The sequence below is a fragment of the Limnohabitans sp. 2KL-1 genome (assembly GCF_003063435.1).
GTDB lineage: Bacteria > Pseudomonadota > Gammaproteobacteria > Burkholderiales > Burkholderiaceae_C > Limnohabitans_A.
Genome location: NZ_NESL01000002.1, coordinates 100177 through 116425, shown reverse-complemented (window position 1 = coordinate 116425; position 16249 = coordinate 100177). Strand labels below are relative to the sequence as shown.

16 protein-coding genes and 1 tRNA gene are annotated in these 16249 nt (G+C 60.5%); 11 read left to right on the top strand and 6 right to left on the bottom strand.

From position 1 onward, the window contains the following. The first annotated feature begins 19 nt into the window (after nucleotides 1-19). The 7 genes from lon to B9Z47_RS05150 all read left to right on the top strand — a co-directional run bounded on the left by lon (nucleotide 20) and on the right by B9Z47_RS05150 (nucleotide 6653). Nucleotides 20-2443, top strand: a complete 2424-nt coding sequence (lon, locus tag B9Z47_RS05175; RefSeq protein ID WP_108330202.1) for an endopeptidase La — start codon at nucleotides 20-22, stop codon at nucleotides 2441-2443. A 99-nt stretch (nucleotides 2444-2542) separates the two neighbouring features. Then, nucleotides 2543-2618 (top strand) — tRNA-Gly (locus B9Z47_RS05170). Between the two features lie 13 nt (nucleotides 2619-2631). Then, on the top strand, nucleotides 2632-2775 hold the full coding sequence (locus B9Z47_RS18530; RefSeq protein WP_158271621.1) for a hypothetical protein: 144 nt from the start codon (nucleotides 2632-2634) through the stop codon (nucleotides 2773-2775). Between the two features lie 116 nt (nucleotides 2776-2891). Beyond that, nucleotides 2892-4136, top strand: coding sequence for a LysR family transcriptional regulator (locus B9Z47_RS05165; protein ID WP_108330201.1), 1245 nt, complete (start codon nucleotides 2892-2894; stop codon nucleotides 4134-4136). 124 nt (nucleotides 4137-4260) lie between these two features. Beyond that, on the top strand, nucleotides 4261-5430 hold the full coding sequence (locus tag B9Z47_RS05160) for an ABC transporter substrate-binding protein (protein WP_108330200.1): 1170 nt from the start codon (nucleotides 4261-4263) through the stop codon (nucleotides 5428-5430). Nucleotides 5431-5440: 10 nt separating this feature from the next. After that, the gene (locus B9Z47_RS05155) at nucleotides 5441-6193 is read left to right on the top strand and encodes an alpha/beta fold hydrolase (RefSeq protein WP_108330199.1); all 753 of its coding nucleotides are present in this window, start codon (nucleotides 5441-5443) and stop codon (nucleotides 6191-6193) included. Nucleotide 6194: 1 nt separating this feature from the next. Further along, the gene (locus tag B9Z47_RS05150; protein ID WP_108330198.1) at nucleotides 6195-6653 is read left to right on the top strand and encodes a nuclear transport factor 2 family protein; all 459 of its coding nucleotides are present in this window, start codon (nucleotides 6195-6197) and stop codon (nucleotides 6651-6653) included. Here the strand turns inward: B9Z47_RS05150 and B9Z47_RS05145 are convergent. From B9Z47_RS05145 to B9Z47_RS05125, 5 genes are all read right to left on the bottom strand, one after another. After that, nucleotides 6639-7514, bottom strand: coding sequence for a YgcG family protein (locus B9Z47_RS05145; protein WP_233253664.1), 876 nt, complete (start codon nucleotides 7512-7514; stop codon nucleotides 6639-6641). The two genes, B9Z47_RS05150 and B9Z47_RS05145, sit on opposite strands and share 15 nt — an antisense overlap. Continuing rightward, a complete protein-coding gene (locus tag B9Z47_RS05140; RefSeq protein ID WP_233253663.1) occupies nucleotides 7514-8164 on the bottom strand; it encodes a LemA family protein in 651 nt (216 codons plus the stop codon). Before B9Z47_RS05140 ends, B9Z47_RS05145 begins: the two co-directional genes overlap by 1 nt. Before the next feature lie 88 nt (nucleotides 8165-8252). Continuing rightward, the gene (gene ftsH / locus B9Z47_RS05135) at nucleotides 8253-10133 is read right to left on the bottom strand and encodes an ATP-dependent zinc metalloprotease FtsH (RefSeq protein ID WP_108330196.1); all 1881 of its coding nucleotides are present in this window, start codon (nucleotides 10131-10133) and stop codon (nucleotides 8253-8255) included. Between the two features lie 183 nt (nucleotides 10134-10316). Further along, nucleotides 10317-10775 (bottom strand): (2Fe-2S)-binding protein, encoded by a 459-nt coding sequence (locus B9Z47_RS05130; protein WP_108330195.1) that lies wholly within the window; start codon nucleotides 10773-10775, stop codon nucleotides 10317-10319. A 59-nt stretch (nucleotides 10776-10834) separates the two neighbouring features. After that, the gene (locus B9Z47_RS05125) at nucleotides 10835-13156 is read right to left on the bottom strand and encodes a xanthine dehydrogenase family protein molybdopterin-binding subunit (protein ID WP_233253662.1); all 2322 of its coding nucleotides are present in this window, start codon (nucleotides 13154-13156) and stop codon (nucleotides 10835-10837) included. 388 nt (nucleotides 13157-13544) lie between these two features. Between B9Z47_RS05125 and B9Z47_RS05120 the strand changes: the two genes are divergently transcribed. Then, on the top strand, nucleotides 13545-13979 hold the full coding sequence (locus tag B9Z47_RS05120) for an Hsp20/alpha crystallin family protein (protein ID WP_108330710.1): 435 nt from the start codon (nucleotides 13545-13547) through the stop codon (nucleotides 13977-13979). Nucleotides 13980-14176: 197 nt separating this feature from the next. Continuing rightward, on the top strand, nucleotides 14177-15046 hold the full coding sequence (locus B9Z47_RS05115) for a CoA transferase (RefSeq protein ID WP_108330709.1): 870 nt from the start codon (nucleotides 14177-14179) through the stop codon (nucleotides 15044-15046). A gap of 24 nt (nucleotides 15047-15070) precedes the next feature. Here the strand turns inward: B9Z47_RS05115 and B9Z47_RS05110 are convergent, their stop codons facing one another. Continuing rightward, nucleotides 15071-15559: a CBS domain-containing protein gene (locus tag B9Z47_RS05110; RefSeq protein ID WP_108330194.1), complete on the bottom strand. Its 489-nt coding sequence runs from the start codon at nucleotides 15557-15559 to the stop codon at nucleotides 15071-15073. Nucleotides 15560-15792: 233 nt separating this feature from the next. On the opposite strand from B9Z47_RS05110, the gene B9Z47_RS18340 reads away from it, so the two are divergent. Together B9Z47_RS18340 and B9Z47_RS05100 are read left to right on the top strand one after the other, a co-directional pair. Beyond that, nucleotides 15793-15996, top strand: a complete 204-nt coding sequence (locus B9Z47_RS18340) for a hypothetical protein (RefSeq protein ID WP_146185754.1) — start codon at nucleotides 15793-15795, stop codon at nucleotides 15994-15996. Nucleotides 15997-16026: 30 nt separating this feature from the next. Continuing rightward, nucleotides 16027-16245 (top strand): cold-shock protein, encoded by a 219-nt coding sequence (locus tag B9Z47_RS05100; RefSeq protein ID WP_108330192.1) that lies wholly within the window; start codon nucleotides 16027-16029, stop codon nucleotides 16243-16245. Nucleotides 16246-16249: the final 4 nt, after the last annotated feature.

Here is a 16249-nt window from a genome sequence, read left to right as displayed (position 1 = left end):
TTGACCTGAGGGACACACCATGTCTGGACATACACCTTTACCGCCCACCCTGATTGAACTGCCCATGTTGCCGCTGCGCGATGTGGTGGTGTTCCCTCACATGGTGATTCCGCTGTTTGTGGGCCGCCCCAAGAGCATCAAGGCGCTGGAGTCGGCGATGGCCGCCGAACGCCGCATCATGCTGGTCGCTCAAAAGACGGCAGCCAAGGATGAACCGGCCATCGACGACATGTTCGACGTGGGTTGCGTCTCGACCATTTTGCAAATGCTCAAATTGCCCGATGGCACCGTCAAGGTGCTGGTCGAAGGCCAGCAGCGCGCTTTGGTCAAGTCCATCGTGGACGGCGAAGCCCACTTTGTGGCCTCGGTCACACCTGTGGACCCCACAGCCGAGCAGGCCGATGCCAGCAGCGAAATCGAAGCCCTGCGTCGCGCCGTCATGCAGCAGTTTGACCAGTACGTCAAACTCAACAAGAAGATCCCGCCTGAAATCCTCACTTCGATCTCCAGCATCGACGATCCCGGTCGCTTGGCCGACACGATCGCCGCGCATTTGCCACTCAAATTGGAAAACAAACAGCAAGTGCTGGACTTGGCCAACATCAAGTCGCGCCTGGAAAACCTGTTTGCCCAGTTGGAGCACGAGGTTGACATCCTCAACGTCGACAAGCGCATCCGTGGCCGCGTCAAGCGCCAGATGGAAAAGAACCAGCGTGACTTCTACCTGAATGAGCAGGTCAAGGCCATCCAGAAAGAACTGGGCGATGGCGAAGATGGCGCGGACATCGAGGAAATCGAAAAGAAGATCAAGGCCGCCAAAATGTCGGCCGAGGCCCGCAAAAAGGCTGAGGGCGAGCTCAAAAAGCTCAAGCTCATGTCGCCCATGTCGGCCGAAGCTTCGGTGGTCCGCAATTACCTCGATGTGCTGATTGGCCTGCCCTGGGGCAAAAAAACCAAGCTCAAGCACGACCTGGCCAATGCCGAAGACGTGCTGAACCAGGACCACTTCGGTCTGGACAAGGTCAAAGACCGCATCCTGGAATACCTCGCGGTGCAGCAGCGCGTGGACAAGGTCAAGGCCCCTATCTTGTGCTTGGTGGGGCCACCGGGCGTGGGCAAGACCTCGCTGGGTCAATCGATTGCCAAGGCGACGGGTCGCAAATACGTGCGGATGGCGCTGGGCGGCATGCGTGACGAGGCCGAAATCCGCGGGCATCGTCGTACCTACATCGGTGCCTTACCGGGCAAGGTGCTGCAAAACCTGAACAAGGTGGGCACCAAGAACCCGCTGTTTTTGCTGGACGAAATTGACAAGCTGGGCACGGACTTCCGGGGTGACCCTTCGAGTGCCTTGCTGGAAGTGCTGGACCCCGAGCAAAACCACACCTTTGGTGACCACTATGTCGAGGTCGACTTTGACCTGAGCGATGTCATGTTTGTGGCCACCTCGAATTCGATGAACATTCCGTCGGCGCTGCTGGACCGCATGGAAGTGATTCGTCTGTCCGGCTATACCGAAGACGAAAAAACCAGCATCGCCATGAAGTATTTGCTGCCCAAGCAAATGACCAACAACGGTGTGAAAGAGGCTGAACTGCTGGTGACCGAAGACGCTGTCCGCGATGTGGTGCGCTATTACACCCGTGAAGCGGGCGTGCGCTCCCTGGAGCGCGAACTGGGCAAGATTTGCCGCAAGGTGGTCAAAGCCTTGTTGCTCAAGCAAATGACGCCACAGGTTCAAGTGACGGTGGACAACCTGAATGACTTTTTGGGCGTGCGCAAGTACAGCTACGGCCGTGCCGAGCAAAAGAACCAGGTCGGCCAGGTGGTCGGTCTGGCCTGGACCGAAGTGGGCGGCGATTTGTTGACCATTGAGGCTGCCTTGATGCCGGGCAAGGGCGTCATCACCCGCACGGGTTCGCTGGGCGATGTGATGAAGGAATCTGTCGAGGCCGCACGCACGGTGGTGCGCAGTCGCTCGCGCCTGCTGGGCATCAAGGACGAGGTCTTTGAAAAGAAAGACCTGCACATTCACGTGCCCGACGGTGCCACGCCCAAGGATGGTCCAAGTGCCGGTGCAGCGATGACCACCGCCATGGTGTCGGCCATGACAGGCATCCCCGTGCGCGCTGACGTGGCCATGACTGGTGAGATCACACTGCGCGGTGAAGTCACGGCCATTGGCGGCTTGAAGGAAAAATTGCTGGCGGCTTTGCGTGGCGGCATCAAGACCGTGTTGATCCCCGAAGACAACGTCAAAGACCTGCAAGACATTCCCGGCAACGTCAAAAATGGTCTCGAGATCGTGCCGGTCAAGTGGATTGATCAGGTGCTGGACATCGCCCTGGAAGCCAAACCGGTGCCTTTGAGCGACGAAGAGGTGGCTGCTGCCGCCCTGACGACTGTGCCAGCCACTGCGAAAGTGGAGGCGGTGAAACATTGATGCAAAATTTTCAGGCTGAGTCCGAAGTCAGCCTGAAATTGCACTATAATTTGACCATTGCAGCAAACAAGGCATACAATGCCAAGTTCACTGAAATACGCGGGAATAGCTCAGTTGGTAGAGCGCAACCTTGCCAAGGTTGAGGTCGCGAGTTCGAGCCTCGTTTCCCGCTCCAAACATCGAAAGAAGTGCCAACATCTTTCACAAAAAAGGAAGCAACAGCTTCCTTTTTTGTTTTAGGCCTGCTGCCTGTGCGTGACATGTTCCCGCATCTCAATGGCATCAACAATCAAATCAAGCCAGATGAAATGGACCATGAGGCGTTCGTTTGACATCAAACGGGCAATGGGTGCCGAGTTGGCCATCTTCGTCTGCTCATGGTGTTGAGTGTGCCTACCCATGTTTCGGGTGGGGCTTTCGTGTGAGCCCGCCTTGTTCGAGGAATGCCATGCCTTTGGTCGATCACATGAAATACCTGCGCGCAGCGTGCGCGGTGTCTTTGACGGGCAGCAGTGTGGGGGCCGCACACGCTTTGCATTGGTCACAGTCTTCGGTCACGCGTGCCATCCAATCGCTGGAGGAAGCGCTTCAGCAGGTGGTGTTTGACCGTTCCGCGCGCGGTATGCAGGTGACCGCGTCCTGGGATGAGCTGCTGCAGCGTTGCGTTCGTGCGTTTCAGTTTTTGGCCATTGCGCCACAGCACAAAGCCGGGCCATCAGGTGCGCTGGCCTGGCTGGGGTGCCGGTTTGCCCTGGGTGTGGGGCCCCGGCATTTGCGGGTGCTTTTGTCTTTGGCAGCGACAGGTTCAGAGACGGTCACGGCTGCGCAGTTGGGGGTCAGCCAGTCTGCGGTGCATCAGAGCCTGGTTCAACTGGAGCATTTCAGCGGTAAGAAGCTCTTCACCCGCAGCCGCCTGCATGGTTTGCGTGTGACCGAGTTGGGTGACCAGGTGATCCATGGTTGCAAGTTGTTTCATGCCGAGTTGGCGCAGGCTGACGAGGTGTTGACGGGTTTGTCTGGCCAAGTGTCAGGGCAGCTGACGATTGGGACTTTGCCTTTTTCCGTGGGGCCTTTGTTGCCGATGGCGGTCAACAAACTCTTGCAGGCTTTGCCGGGCGTTCAGGTGACGGTGGTGGATGGCACTTACGATGTCTTGATCCACAGGTTGCGTGACGCCGAGATTGATCTGATTGTGGGGGCTTTGCGACTTGACTTTGCGATTCAGGGGTTGATGCAGGAGACCTTGTTTGTGGATGGCTTGGCGGTGGTGGTGCGCGCCGGGCACCCGTTGGCTGTTCACCCGACTTTGTCTTGGCAGCAGCTGGCCGATGCGCAATGGATCATGCCCATGCCGCAAACCCCGGCGCAGGCCGTTTTTGAGCAGGCTTTGGCCAATGCGGGCTTGTCTTTGCCGGTGGCCCAGTTGCGGGTGAACAGTGCGCTGATGATGCAGTCCCTCTTGATGCAAAGTGACCGTTTGGCCATGATGTCGCCGCGTCAGATTCAAAGTGAAATACAGGCGGGTTTGCTGGTGGTTTTGCCTCTGGCCATGCCGCAGGATGTGCGCAGCATCGGGTTGATTCGTCGCTCGGGCCTGTTGCTGACGCCGGCCATGCAGACCTTGCTGGAGGCCTGCCGTCTGGTGGCGACACAGCTGACCCGTGAAAACCCTGTAAATAAGCCAAACGCATAGCTTGTTCTTCAATAGCATTGGACACCCGTCCAGGTGTGGCCAATCATGTGTGCAAGGCAAGGATTTCGCCGCTTTCATGAATGGCGGCACCCTTGGCATCGGTTCATTTTGACAGGAGACACACATGAAAAAACGTTGGCTATTGGGCGCGGTGGCGGGTTTGACGCTCAGTTCTGTGACGGGCTGGGTGCAGGCCCAGGACAACACGTTCAAGATCGGCCTGGTGTTGCCCATGTCCGGCCCCTTTGCTTCCACGGGCAAACAAATGGAGTTGGCGGCGCGGCTTTACATGGCGCAACACGGCGACACGGTGGCGGGCCGCAAGGTGGTGCTGATTGTCAAGGACGATACCGGCGCGCCCGATGTGACCAAGCGCATTGCGCAGGAGTTGGTGATCAATGACAAGGTGCAGGTGCTGGCGGGTTTTGGCCTGACACCTTTGGCCATGGCCACCGCACCGGTGGCCACACAGTCCAAAACCCCTTTGGTGGTGATGGCAGCGGCTACCTCCATCATCACCGAGGCTTCGCCTTTCATTGTGCGCACCAGTTTCACAGTGCCCCAGGTGGTGACCACGCTGGCCGACTGGGCCACCAAGAACAACATCAAGAGGGTGGTCAGCCTGGTGACCGACTATGCACCGGGCATTGATTCCGAAAAGTATTTCAACCAACGCTTCATCAACAACGGTGGCGTTGTGATCGAAACCTTGCGCGTGCCTTTGCGCAGCCCGGACTTCGCGCCGTTTCTGCAGAAAGTGCGCGATGCCAAGCCTGATGCCTTGTTCACTTTTGTGCCTGCGGGCGTAGGCTCGGCTTTGATGAAGCAGTTTGCCGAGCGGGGTCTGGACAAAGCGGGCATTCGCCTGATTGCCGAAGGCAGCGTGACCGATGACGACATTTTGAACAACATGGGCGATGTGGCCGTGGGCGTGGTCACGGCGCACCATTACTCGGCGTCGCACAAATCGGCTTTGAACAAGAAGTTTGTCGAGGCGTTTGGCAAAGCCAACAACGGTCTGCGCCCCAACTTCATGGCGGTGGGCGCGTATGACGGCATGCGCGTGATTTACGAAGCGGCCAAGACCACCAAGGGCGGCGGCGGTGAAGCTTTGCTCAATGCGATGAAGGGGCAGGCGTTTGAGAGTCCACGCGGCCCGATGTACATCGACAACCAGACCCGTGATGTGGTGCACAACATGTACGTGCGCCGTGTGGAGCGCGTGGGTGGTCAGTTGTGGAATCAGGAAATTGAGACCGTGACCGACGTGAAAGACATTGGCAAAACCCGCTGATGCAGGCCCCATGAGTGCTTTGCCCTTGATTTTGGTGCCGGGGTTGATGTGCAACCACGCCGTTTGGGAGCCTTTGTTGCCGTGGCTCGCCGTTGATCGACCGTGTTCTGTGGCGGACCATGCCCAAGCAGACTCTTTGCCGCAAATGGCCCATCAATTGCTTGCTTGGGCACCCGCTCAGTTTGTCATGGCCGGGCACTCAATGGGCGCGCGCGTTGCCCTGGAGGTGCTCAGGTTGGCACCTGAACGGGTCAGGGGGGTGGCGTTGATGGACACGGGTTTTTTGCCCAAACCATCGGGGCCAGCCGGAGACGACGAGGCGGACAAGCGTTTTGCCTTGCTGAAAATCGCCAAAGAGCAGGGCGTTCGGGCCATGGCGCAGCAGTGGGTGCGGGGCATGGTCCATCCGGACAGGTTGTGTGATGCCGAGCTGATGGAGCGCATTCTGGCCATGTTTGAGCGCAAGAGTGCGGACATTTTTGAACGTCAAATTCGCGCTTTGCTGTCGCGGCCCGATGGCTCCAGTGTGTTGCGTGGCTTGCATGTGCCCACGCTGTTGATGTGCGGTGCCCAGGATGCCTGGTCACCCCCTGCCCAGCACCAAGCGATGCAGGCTTTGGTGCCTTCAGCCTTGGGGCACATCGATCTGATCGAACAAGCCGGACACATGGCCCCCATGGAGCGGCCTGACGAGGTGGCCCATTCGTTGTCGGCATGGCTTGCGCGTTGTGCGGCCAAGACCACTGAAGACCTGGTGCATTGACATGGATGCTTTGGCTTTGTGGCTGGCCGAGCGTCAGTGCCGGCATCTGGTCATGGCCGCGGCAGAGGCGGTTGACCACCAGCAATACCAGGCGTTTGTGGATTGCTTCACCGAAGATGCGGTGCTGCAACGCCCGGGAGGCGAGCCTTTGAGCGGGCACGGGGCCATATTGGCCTCCTATGCCAGCAAAAGCCCCGACCGCCTGACGCAGCATTTGCTGTGCAACCACCGCGTGACGGTGGACCCTTCGGGCTGGGCCGAGTCGTCTTGCAAGGTCTTGCTTTATGTGAGTGACCGGCGCAGGCCTTTGCTGCCCGCAGGCAGATTGGCCGATGCGAGTCACCATGTGGGGCAATTCCTGGACCGTTTGGTTCAAACGCCCGATGGTTGGCGCATTCAAAACCGCAAAGCCTGGTTCGAGATGCAGGTGGTGTCCCCGGTGACATCACCAGCGTCCTGAGGCACCGCCTCCGCCAAACCCGCCACCCCCGCCTTTGAAGCCGCCACCCGGGCCGCCCCGACCGCCACCGTAGTGGGCGCGCAGCAAGCCGCTCAAACCAATCCATGTGGTCAGCCAGGTGATGCTGCCCGCGATGAGCGCCAGGGACAACACGCCCAGCAAAAACCAGGTCATGGCACCCACGATGGCAGCCGTCATGATGGCCCCCGGAAAACGCCCCAGCACCGCCCGCAGCACAAAGCCCAAGACAGCGCCAAGCGCGATGATCCAGGTGATGTCCATCGACGCTTTTGTCACAGATTCCGCGCTGGGTGCGGGCAGTGGTTCGCCATCGATGACCCCCACCATGCGCTGCACACCGGCCAGCAGGCCGCCTGCAAAGTCTTGCTGGCGAAAAGCTGGGGTGATGACTTCTTCGATGATGCGTTTGCAGGTGGCGTCGTTGAGGGCCCCTTCCAGCCCGTAGCCCACTTCGATGCGCACGGTGCGGTCGTTTTTGGCCACCACCAAAATCGCCCCATCGTCCACTTTTTTGCGACCCAGCTGCCATTGCCCGACCACGCGCAAGGCGTATTGCTCAATGGTTTCAGGTTGGGTCGTGGGCACCACCAAGACCGCCAGCTGGCTGCCCTTGCGCGCCTCGAAGGCGCTCAGCGTCTGTTCCAGCTGGTTTTGCTGGTCGGTGCTGAGGGTGTGGGTCAGGTCCACCACATGGCCTGTCAGGGGCGGCACGGCCACCAGAGCCGGTGCCTGTGCATGGCACAGGGGGGCGCACACCAGCAGGCTCAGCACGATCAGGCGTGCAAGCCATGCGGCGCACATCTGGCCAAGGCCGGGGTGGATGGCGGCGTCATCGCGCATCAGGGGGCCGTGCCTGAACCGGTGATTTTTGGGGCCCCGGTGCCGGTGTCGGTGCCGAAATTCACCGTAGGGGGCCGCGAAATGGCTTGTTCGTTGTCCACCGTGAAATTGGGTTTTTCCTTGTAGCCCAGCGCCATGGCGGTCAGGTTGGAGGGAAAGGAATGCACGGTGACGTTGTAGTCCTGCACGGCCAGGATGTAGCGGTGGCGGGCCACGGCGATGCGGTTTTCCGTGCCTTCGAGCTGGGCTTGCAGGTCGATGAAGCCTTGGTTGGCGCGCAGGGTCGGGTAGTTTTCCGACACCACCAACAGCCGCGCCAGCGAGCCGCTCAGTTCTTTTTGGGCTTGCTGGAACTTCTGAAAGGCCTGCGGGTCGTTCACCAGTTCTGCCGATGCTTGCACCGAGGTGGCTTTGGCCCGTGCTTCCACCACGGCCTGCAAGGTGCCTTGCTCGAAGTCGGCCTGACCTTTGACCACGTTGACCAGATTGGGGATCAGGTCGGCCCGGCGCTGGTATTGGCTGAGCACTTCGGACCAGCTGGCCTTGATGCGCTCGTTGCCGCTTTGAAACTGGTTGTAGCCACAGCCCGACAGGCTCAGGCTGGCGGTCATCAGGCACAGGGCGATCCATCGGTGAAGAACAGGGGGCATGGCAGGCTTTCCGGTGTGAATGGCGTGGGCTCAGCTTATGCCGACCGGGCGGCTGGCACCGTGCGTTCACAGACACAGCCGGTGGGCCTCAGTCCAGGTGGGCTTCTGGGTGCAGATCGCCGGTCAGCGCTTGGAGGGCTTGTTCGTCCAGGGTTTCGGTTTTCAAAAGCGCTTGCGAACAGCGCTCCAAAAGCGCCTGGTTGCGGCTCAGAATCGCGCTGGCCCGTTGCAGGTTGTGGGCCAGCAGGGCCGAAATGGCGGCATCGAGTTTTTGGCGGGTGGCCTCAGACAGCAGCTCGGGGGGCGGGTAAAACAGGGAGTCTGCCGTACCCGGGGTCCGGTTGCTGTCGTGGCTCACGCAGCCCAAGGCATCGTCCATGCCGTAGTGCATGACCATCTCGCGGGCGATTTGGGTGGCTTTGGCCAGGTCGTCGGCGGCACCGGTGGAGATGTGGCCCAGCATCAGGCTTTCGGCAGCCCGACCGCCCAGCAGCACGCAAATTTTGCGCTCCAGCTCCTCCCGGGTCATCAGGTAGCGGTCTTCGGTTGGCCGCTGGAGGGTGTAGCCCAGTGAGCCGATGCCCCGTGCCACGATGGACACCTTGTGCACGGTATCGCCGCCCGGCAAGGCCAGCGCCACCAGCACATGGCCCATTTCGTGGGTCGCCACCGTCAGGCGTTCTTGCGGGTTGAGCACACGGTTGCGCTTTTCAAGCCCCGCCACGATGCGCTCGACCGCTGCGGTGAAGTCGGCCAGCGTCACGCTGTCGGCCTTGCGCCTTGTGGCCACAATCGCCGCTTCGTTGACCAGATTGGCCAAGTCTGCGCCGGAAAAGCCCGGCGTGATGGCGGCCACGGCGTCGAGCGTCAGCTGGGCATCGAGTGGCACTTTTTTGACGTGCACTTTCAGGATGTCCAGCCGCCCCTTTTTGTCGGGCTTGTCCACCAGCACCTGCCGGTCAAAGCGGCCAGCCCGCAGCAAGGCGGGGTCGAGGATTTCGGGGCGGTTGGTGGCGGCCAGGATGATCACGCCCGCCGAGGTGTCAAAGCCGTCCATCTCGGCCAGCAGCTGGTTGAGGGTTTGCTCTTTTTCATCGTGCCCGCCCAGTCCGAGAAAGGCCCCGCGTGCGCGGCCCAGTGCATCGAGTTCGTCGATGAAGATGATGGCTGGAGCCGTCTTGCGGGCCTGCTCGAACAAATCGCGAACCCGGGCAGCCCCCACGCCCACGAACATTTCGACAAACTCGCTGCCCGACATCGAAAAGAAGGGCACACCCGCTTCACCCGCCACGGCTTTGGCCAGCAGGGTTTTGCCGGTGCCCGGCGGCCCGACCAACAGCACGCCTTTGGGCGTGTGCGCGCCCAGCCGCCCATAGTCGGCCGGGTGCTTCAAAAAGTCGACGACTTCCATCAGCTCCTGCTTGGCTTCGTCCACCCCGGCCACATCGGCAAAGCTCACCCCGGTGTCGTGCACCACATAGACTTTGGCCCGGCTTTTGCCGATGTTCAAAAAGCTGCCTGCGCCTTGCTGGCCCATCACGCGCCGGATGATGAAAAACCAGAGCCCGAAAAACACCAGCGAAGGCAAGATCCAGGACAACAGGTCGCGCAGCCACGGGCTGTCGCTCACCCGGTGGTAGCTGACCTTGAAGCCGTCCAGCCGCGCAGCCAGCCCCGGCTCCATGCGCAAAGTGACCCAGCGGGTTTTGCCGCCCGCAGCTTCTTTGAGCGCACCGCTCAGGGTCTGGTCGGACACCGTCACGTCCTCGATGCGGCCATCGCGCAGGGCTTGCTCAAACTGGCTGTAGGGCACCAGTTCGGTGGTGGCGGCCCCCCGGAAAACGGTTTGCAGCCACAGCCCCAGCAGGACGGCCAGCACAGTCCAGGCCAGCAACCGTGTGTCTTTGCGGCCCTGAGTCGGGCCTTGTTCCGGGCCGTGTTCCGGGCCGTTAGCGGGCAGTCGGCTCATGGCTGGACGGGCCGCGCCCGCTCATGAAAAAACAAGCTGAGAATGGTCATGGCTGCGCAGAAACTCTGCTCAAAAAAGACCATCCTGCCCCCGCTTTGGCCTCCCACTTTGCGCCAGCGCAAGAAAGGGCGTCGGGCTACCTGTTTTACCGGGGTGTTGCGGACCTGTGCAATAAGGGTGATTTCAGCGCATGGCGGCGGCAGCCGATTTGATGGCTTCGCGGATGCGCCCGTAAGTGCCGCAGCGGCAGACGTTTTCGATCGCGTCGATGTCGGCATCGGTCGGTGAGGGGGTGCGTTTGAGCAAGGCGACGGCCGCCATGATCTGGCCCGGCTGGCAAAAACCGCACTGGGCCACATCCTTGTCGAGCCAGGCTTGCTGCACCGGATGCAGTTTGTCGCCTTGTGCCAGGCCTTCGATGGTGGTGATGGATTTGCCTTGCATCGATGCGACGGGTATGGCGCAGGGGTTGACGGCCTGACCATCCATCAGGCAGGTGCAGGCTTTGCACACATTGATACCGCAGCCATATTTGGGGCCGGTGATGCCGAGCTTGTCGCGCAGCACCCACAGCAAGGCCATGCCGGGAGGGGCCTCGACGGAGACAGGTTTGCCGTTGACGGTGAAATCGTATTGGGACATGGGATCGGACGTTTCAGTGGGTAAATGGTCAATGAAGGCGGGTGGCTGGACTGTGGTGTTCAGCCCATTCTGGGTGCGGGCAAATCGCCTGGCGGAATGGGGACAAAGTCCACCGGGTGGTTGAGCGGGAACTTGCGCGCCTTGATGCCGGTGGCTCGCGTATAGGCATTGGCAATCGCGCCGGTGGTGGCCGACATGCCCACTTCGCCCAGCCCGCCCACCGCTGCGCCGTTGCCGGGCATGATGATGATCTGTACGTCTTTGGGGTAAGCCTTCATGCGTGGAAAGTGGTACTGCGAGTAACTGCCCTCCAGCGGCAAACCTTTCTCAATGTGCAAGCCTGCGCTCAGAACCAGCGCGATGGACTCCATCAGCCCCCCTTGGATTTGGGCCTCCACCCCCAGCGGGTTGATCACTCGCCCGACATCAATGGCGATCACGGCTTTGGTGATCTGTGGGGATTGCGGGTTGCGGGCATCGATTTCCACCAGGCAGGCGGTGTAAGAGCGCGCCTCCTGATGTACGCCCACCCCTTGCGCAAAACCGGCGGGCATGGCTTTGCCCCATTGGCCCTGTTCGGTGACTTTGCGCAGCACGGCACGAGCACGCTCGTGGCGCAGGGTTTCCATCCGAAAGCGCACCGGGTCTTTGTTCAGAGCACGGGCGATCTCGTCGACCATGATTTCTTCGACCCCGCGTGTCGGCTGGATGTGCACCGAACGAAAGGAGCTGGTGTTCAGCTCCATCGCGATCGGGCTCAGGATTTTGGAGTTCAGCCCCATGTGATAGGGGGAGCTGACCATGGTGTTGAACAGGGTTTGTTCAAAAGCAAAGTTACCGATGGTTTGCTGCACAACGCCGGGAGCGGACGCCACGGCAGCGGTCAGCATTTCCCCCAGACCGTGCCGGATGTCGGTGCGCGGCAAGGCCACGCGGTGGGCGTAGCTGACCACCTGGCCCAGCTGAATGAGGGCACGGGCCCTGTGGTATTGCGGCGGGCGCAAACGTGTGTGGCGCGTGTCGTCGGTGCGGTGGTACATCAGCTTGCAGGGGCGTCCCAGCGCTTTGGAGACTTGTATGGCTTGCTGCACTGCGTCCCAGAACAATCGCCTGCCGAATGCGCCGCCCGAAGGCACCACATGCACCTTGACCTGATTGACGGGCAGATTCAGATCGCGTGCCACCGCTTTTTGCGTGACCACCGGGCTTTGCAGCCCGGCCCAGATTTCGGCGCTGTTGGCGCGCACGTCGGCAATCGCGCATTCCACTTCGAGTGGGGCGTGGGCCGCTGCGGCCCACTCGAACTCGGCTTCCACCACTTTGCTCAGCAAGGGTGGAATGAGGAAGGGGACGGTGCCTTGGCGTAATTTTTTCTGGATGGTGGCGTCCGACTCCTGGTCAATTGAGCCTGGGCCCCAGATGACTTTGAGTGCCCGCACTGCATCCCAAGCCTGCCCAAAGGTTTCGGCCATCACGGCCACTCCGGGCGGGTTGGGCACAAAGCTGCCGCCGCCGGGAATGGGCACGATGCCGATCACCCCGGGCATGCGCCGGACTTCCCCTTCATTTTCAATCCGGATGAAAGTGCCCCGGATCGTCGGTGGCCGACGCACCATGGTGGGTTTGGCATCGGGAACAGCCTGATCGAGCGTGAATTTCTTTTTACCGGTGACGATGTCCAGTGCATCCACCCGCCGCGTGGGTTGCCCCATCAGTCGGTGTTGTGAAGCGGGTTTGGGCGATACACCCGCGATGGGGGTGGTCCATTGGGCTGCGGCAGCACTGAGGCTGCCATAACTTGCGGGCGTGACGCCGGGGCCGGTCACCATGCCGTCTCGTGTGCTCAGTGTGGACGGGGACATGCCCCACTGCCGTGCTGCGGCATGGATCAGCCGGGCACGGGCCTGGGCGGCCAGATACGGCAACACCCCTGACATGGCCCGCATGGTGGTCGAACCACCGGTTTGCTGGTTGAAACCCAGTTCCTGTCGGGCATCCGAGCACACGACATCGACCCGGTTGAGGGGCAAATCCAGATCTTCGGCAACCATCATGGCGCAAGCGGTCGAGATGCCTTGGCCAAATTCGAGGCGGGGCAGTTCCAGCCGCGCCCGGCTATCTGACTCCACCGTCAGCCGGATCAGGGGCATGGTGGGACTGGCCACGATGTGCACCAGATCGCCATAGTCGAAAAAGTCGGTGATGTCGGGTGGCACCTGCGGTATGGCTGCTTGGCTTTGCGTGGGCGTCGCCAGGCCTGCGCCAAGTGTCAGGACGGGGCCGGCCATGGCAAAGCCCAGCAGTTGGCGGCGGTTCAACGCGGTGATGTCCGGTGGGGTCGCGTCCGCTGCGTGATCGTTGAAGGGGTGTGCGCTGGTCATGGTCTTGGCTCCTTTTTTGGCGCAAAGCACCATGATTGAGAGATTGCAATTTTTTAGAACGTTCGTGCTATTTTAAAATTTGAATAATTTCATTTGCAGTTTTATTGTTATTTTTTGTTACCTTGGATGGTTTTGACGGTGTAAGAGGCTTGGGCGTGGCCTGGGTGTGTGGATGCGACGGGTCATTTGGTGCCGCTGGCCTGGAGGGGACGGCATGCCAGAAAACCCTGCGCTGCATGGCCGTGTGTGCAGTGTTCAACAGACTTGGAGGCCCGTGGCGGCGACAGTGTGTCCAGGGTCGGTCATGGTGATCGGCCTTGACGGCAAAGTGTTTGGCGCACTTGTCATGCAGCAGCAACGCTGTGACTTTTTTGGATGGAGAAAACCCATGAGCAACCTTGCACGATTCAACCCCTTCAGCGAACTGCGCGATCCTTTCAGTGATGATTTTTTCAAGGGTTTTGCCTTGCGTCCTGTGTACCGTCTGATGGAGGGGGAACCTCAAATGCGTTTGGACTTGTCAGAAGATGACAAGAACTTTTTTGTCAAAGCCGAAATTCCGGGCGTGAACAAGGACGACATCAAGGTGTCCGTGGACGGGAATCAGGTGTCGGTGAGTGCCGAAGTCAAAAAGGAAAAAGAAGAGAAAGAAGGTGCCAAGCTCATCCGCTGCGAGCGTTATTACGGCAGCGTCTCGCGCAGTTTCACGCTGGACGAAAGCGTTGACCAGTCTGCTGCCGTGGCCAAATACGAAAACGGGGTGTTGCAACTGACCTTGCCGAAAAAGCCCAACGGCCAAAGCCGCATGCTCAAGATTGCCTGAGCGGCGGACCAGGCACCGCGGCGTTCGTGGAGGCGATGGCCCACAGGGCATTGCCTTCACGGGGTGCTGAATTTCAGTGGTTTTGGCCTTGCGCTCGGCCCGGGAAGGCGACAGTGACACTCGGGCGCATTGCTCATAATGGGGTCTTGCCCGTCACCGCCGATGGTGATGCCGATCCGTTCGCCCCATTCGCCAGCATGTCTTCTACCAAACCCTTGCGCGGTGTGCGCGTTCTCAGCCTTGCACTCAACCTGCCCGGCCCGGCTGCCCTGATGCGTCTGGCGCAAATGGGAGCCCGCTGCACCAAGGTCAATCCGCCTGCGGGTGACCCGATGCAGCACTACACACCCGACGGGTACGCTTTGCTGCACAAAGGGGTGGTGAATAAAACGCTGGATTTGAAATCCGAAGCCGGTCAGGCCGCATTGCACAAGTTGCTGCCTGACACCGATGTGCTGCTCACCTCCTTTCGCCCCTCGGCCCTGACCAAACTGGGCTTGAGTTGGAAAAAATTGCACAAGCAATACCCTGCACTGAGCTTGATTGAAGTGGTGGGGGCTCCGGGGCCGCTGGCCGAAATTCCGGGGCACGACTTGACTTATCAGGCCGAGGTGGGGCTAGTCAATGGCATGGACTTGCCCCCCAGTTTGTTTGCCGACATGGGGGGGGCGCTGATGGCCAGCGAAGCCACACTCAAGGCGGTGATTTCGCTCAAGATCACCGGCCAGGGCAGCCGCCATGAAGTGGCGCTGTCAGACGCAGCCGCTTGGTTGGCCTTGCCCCGACAACTGCGCATGACCACACCCGATGGGGCGGTGGGCGGCGCGCACGCGGGCTACCGCGTGTATGCCTGCAAGAACGGCCGCGTGGCCGTGGCGGCACTGGAGCCACATTTTGCAATCAGCCTGTGCACCGCAGCAGGCTTGACATTGACCCATCCGGTCAAAGACCTGTTCAAGCCCGAGACGCAGCAAGCCATTGCCGCATTCTTGGCCGGCAAAACCCGCCAGCAACTGGACAAGTTGGCCGCTGCCCAAGACATTCCGTTGTTGACCTTGCCGGCTTGACCCGTTGCCATCCAGACTGTCGGGTCAAAGGGCGATGACGGGTGTGGCTGTGGATTGCCTTCGCGCACGCTCGTGCCGCAGGCTGGTGTCGATGGAGCCTACCAGCAAGTTCATTTCCTGCGCCAGAATTTTGAGCACGCCGTCCAGCGACACGATGCCCATCAACTCCTCTTGAGTTCCGACCACGGGCACACGCCGAACGCCATGCTCGCGCATGGCATGCATCAGGTCCAGCAGCGAATCGTTCTCACGGGCCGTGACCAGGTGATCGCTCATGATGTCCTCCAGACACAGTGGCTCGGGGTCCAGCCCGGTGGCAACCACGGACATCACGATGTCTCGGTCTGTGACCAGACCGCGCACCTGTCGGCTGCCATTGGCATCGTCCACCACCACCAGTGCGCCCACATGGTCTTCGCGCATCAGTTGCGCCGCCGCAACCACACTGGTGTGCTTGTAGGCCACCGATACCTTGCGCTTGCAGATATCGCCTGCGGTCAGTTGTTTGTCCATCATGGTTCCTTGAAAATATTGAACGTGTGCATGGGCATCAACCCATACAGACATGCTGCGGGTCCATCGGGTTCTTGTCGGTGAGGGCGCGCACATGACGCCTGCAATCGGCAATCGGCAATCGGCGCAAGCAGGGGGGAAGAAAAAATTGGACACCCGTACGTGGCTGTGCGCCCAGGGTCAAACAACTGTGGAAGTTGGGACCGTTTTATCCGGGCATCCACAGTTGCCGTGTGACGGCGGAAAAACGTCACCAGCACCAACGTCCGGGCCAGGGCCAGCACTTTCATGTCGCTGTCACCGTCAAGCACCAAGGGCACGAACAGGTCGCCGCACGCACGCCAGCTGCTGACCCCGCGCACACCGATGCGCATGTCGCCATGCGCGATGCGTTCAAAGCCATGCGCCGTCAGCTCGGCGAGCGGGCGCATCTGTAGCAAGGGCATGTCAAGCAGCATGCCCCCAGACTGCACGGACATGTCACCGACATATCGCCCGACAAGACATTCGGGCGCATCGTGTCCTCAGACGGACGGGGGTTGTACTTCCACCGCAACAGTTTGATCGGTACAGATCTGGACAGCTTGCTAGAGGGCTCCCCCGTTTACTTTGTCGAGGACATGGGCGAAGAGGGGCCTCAGGCCAGCAGTGTGTACCCGGTGGGCAAGCACCACATTTTGCTGTGATGCG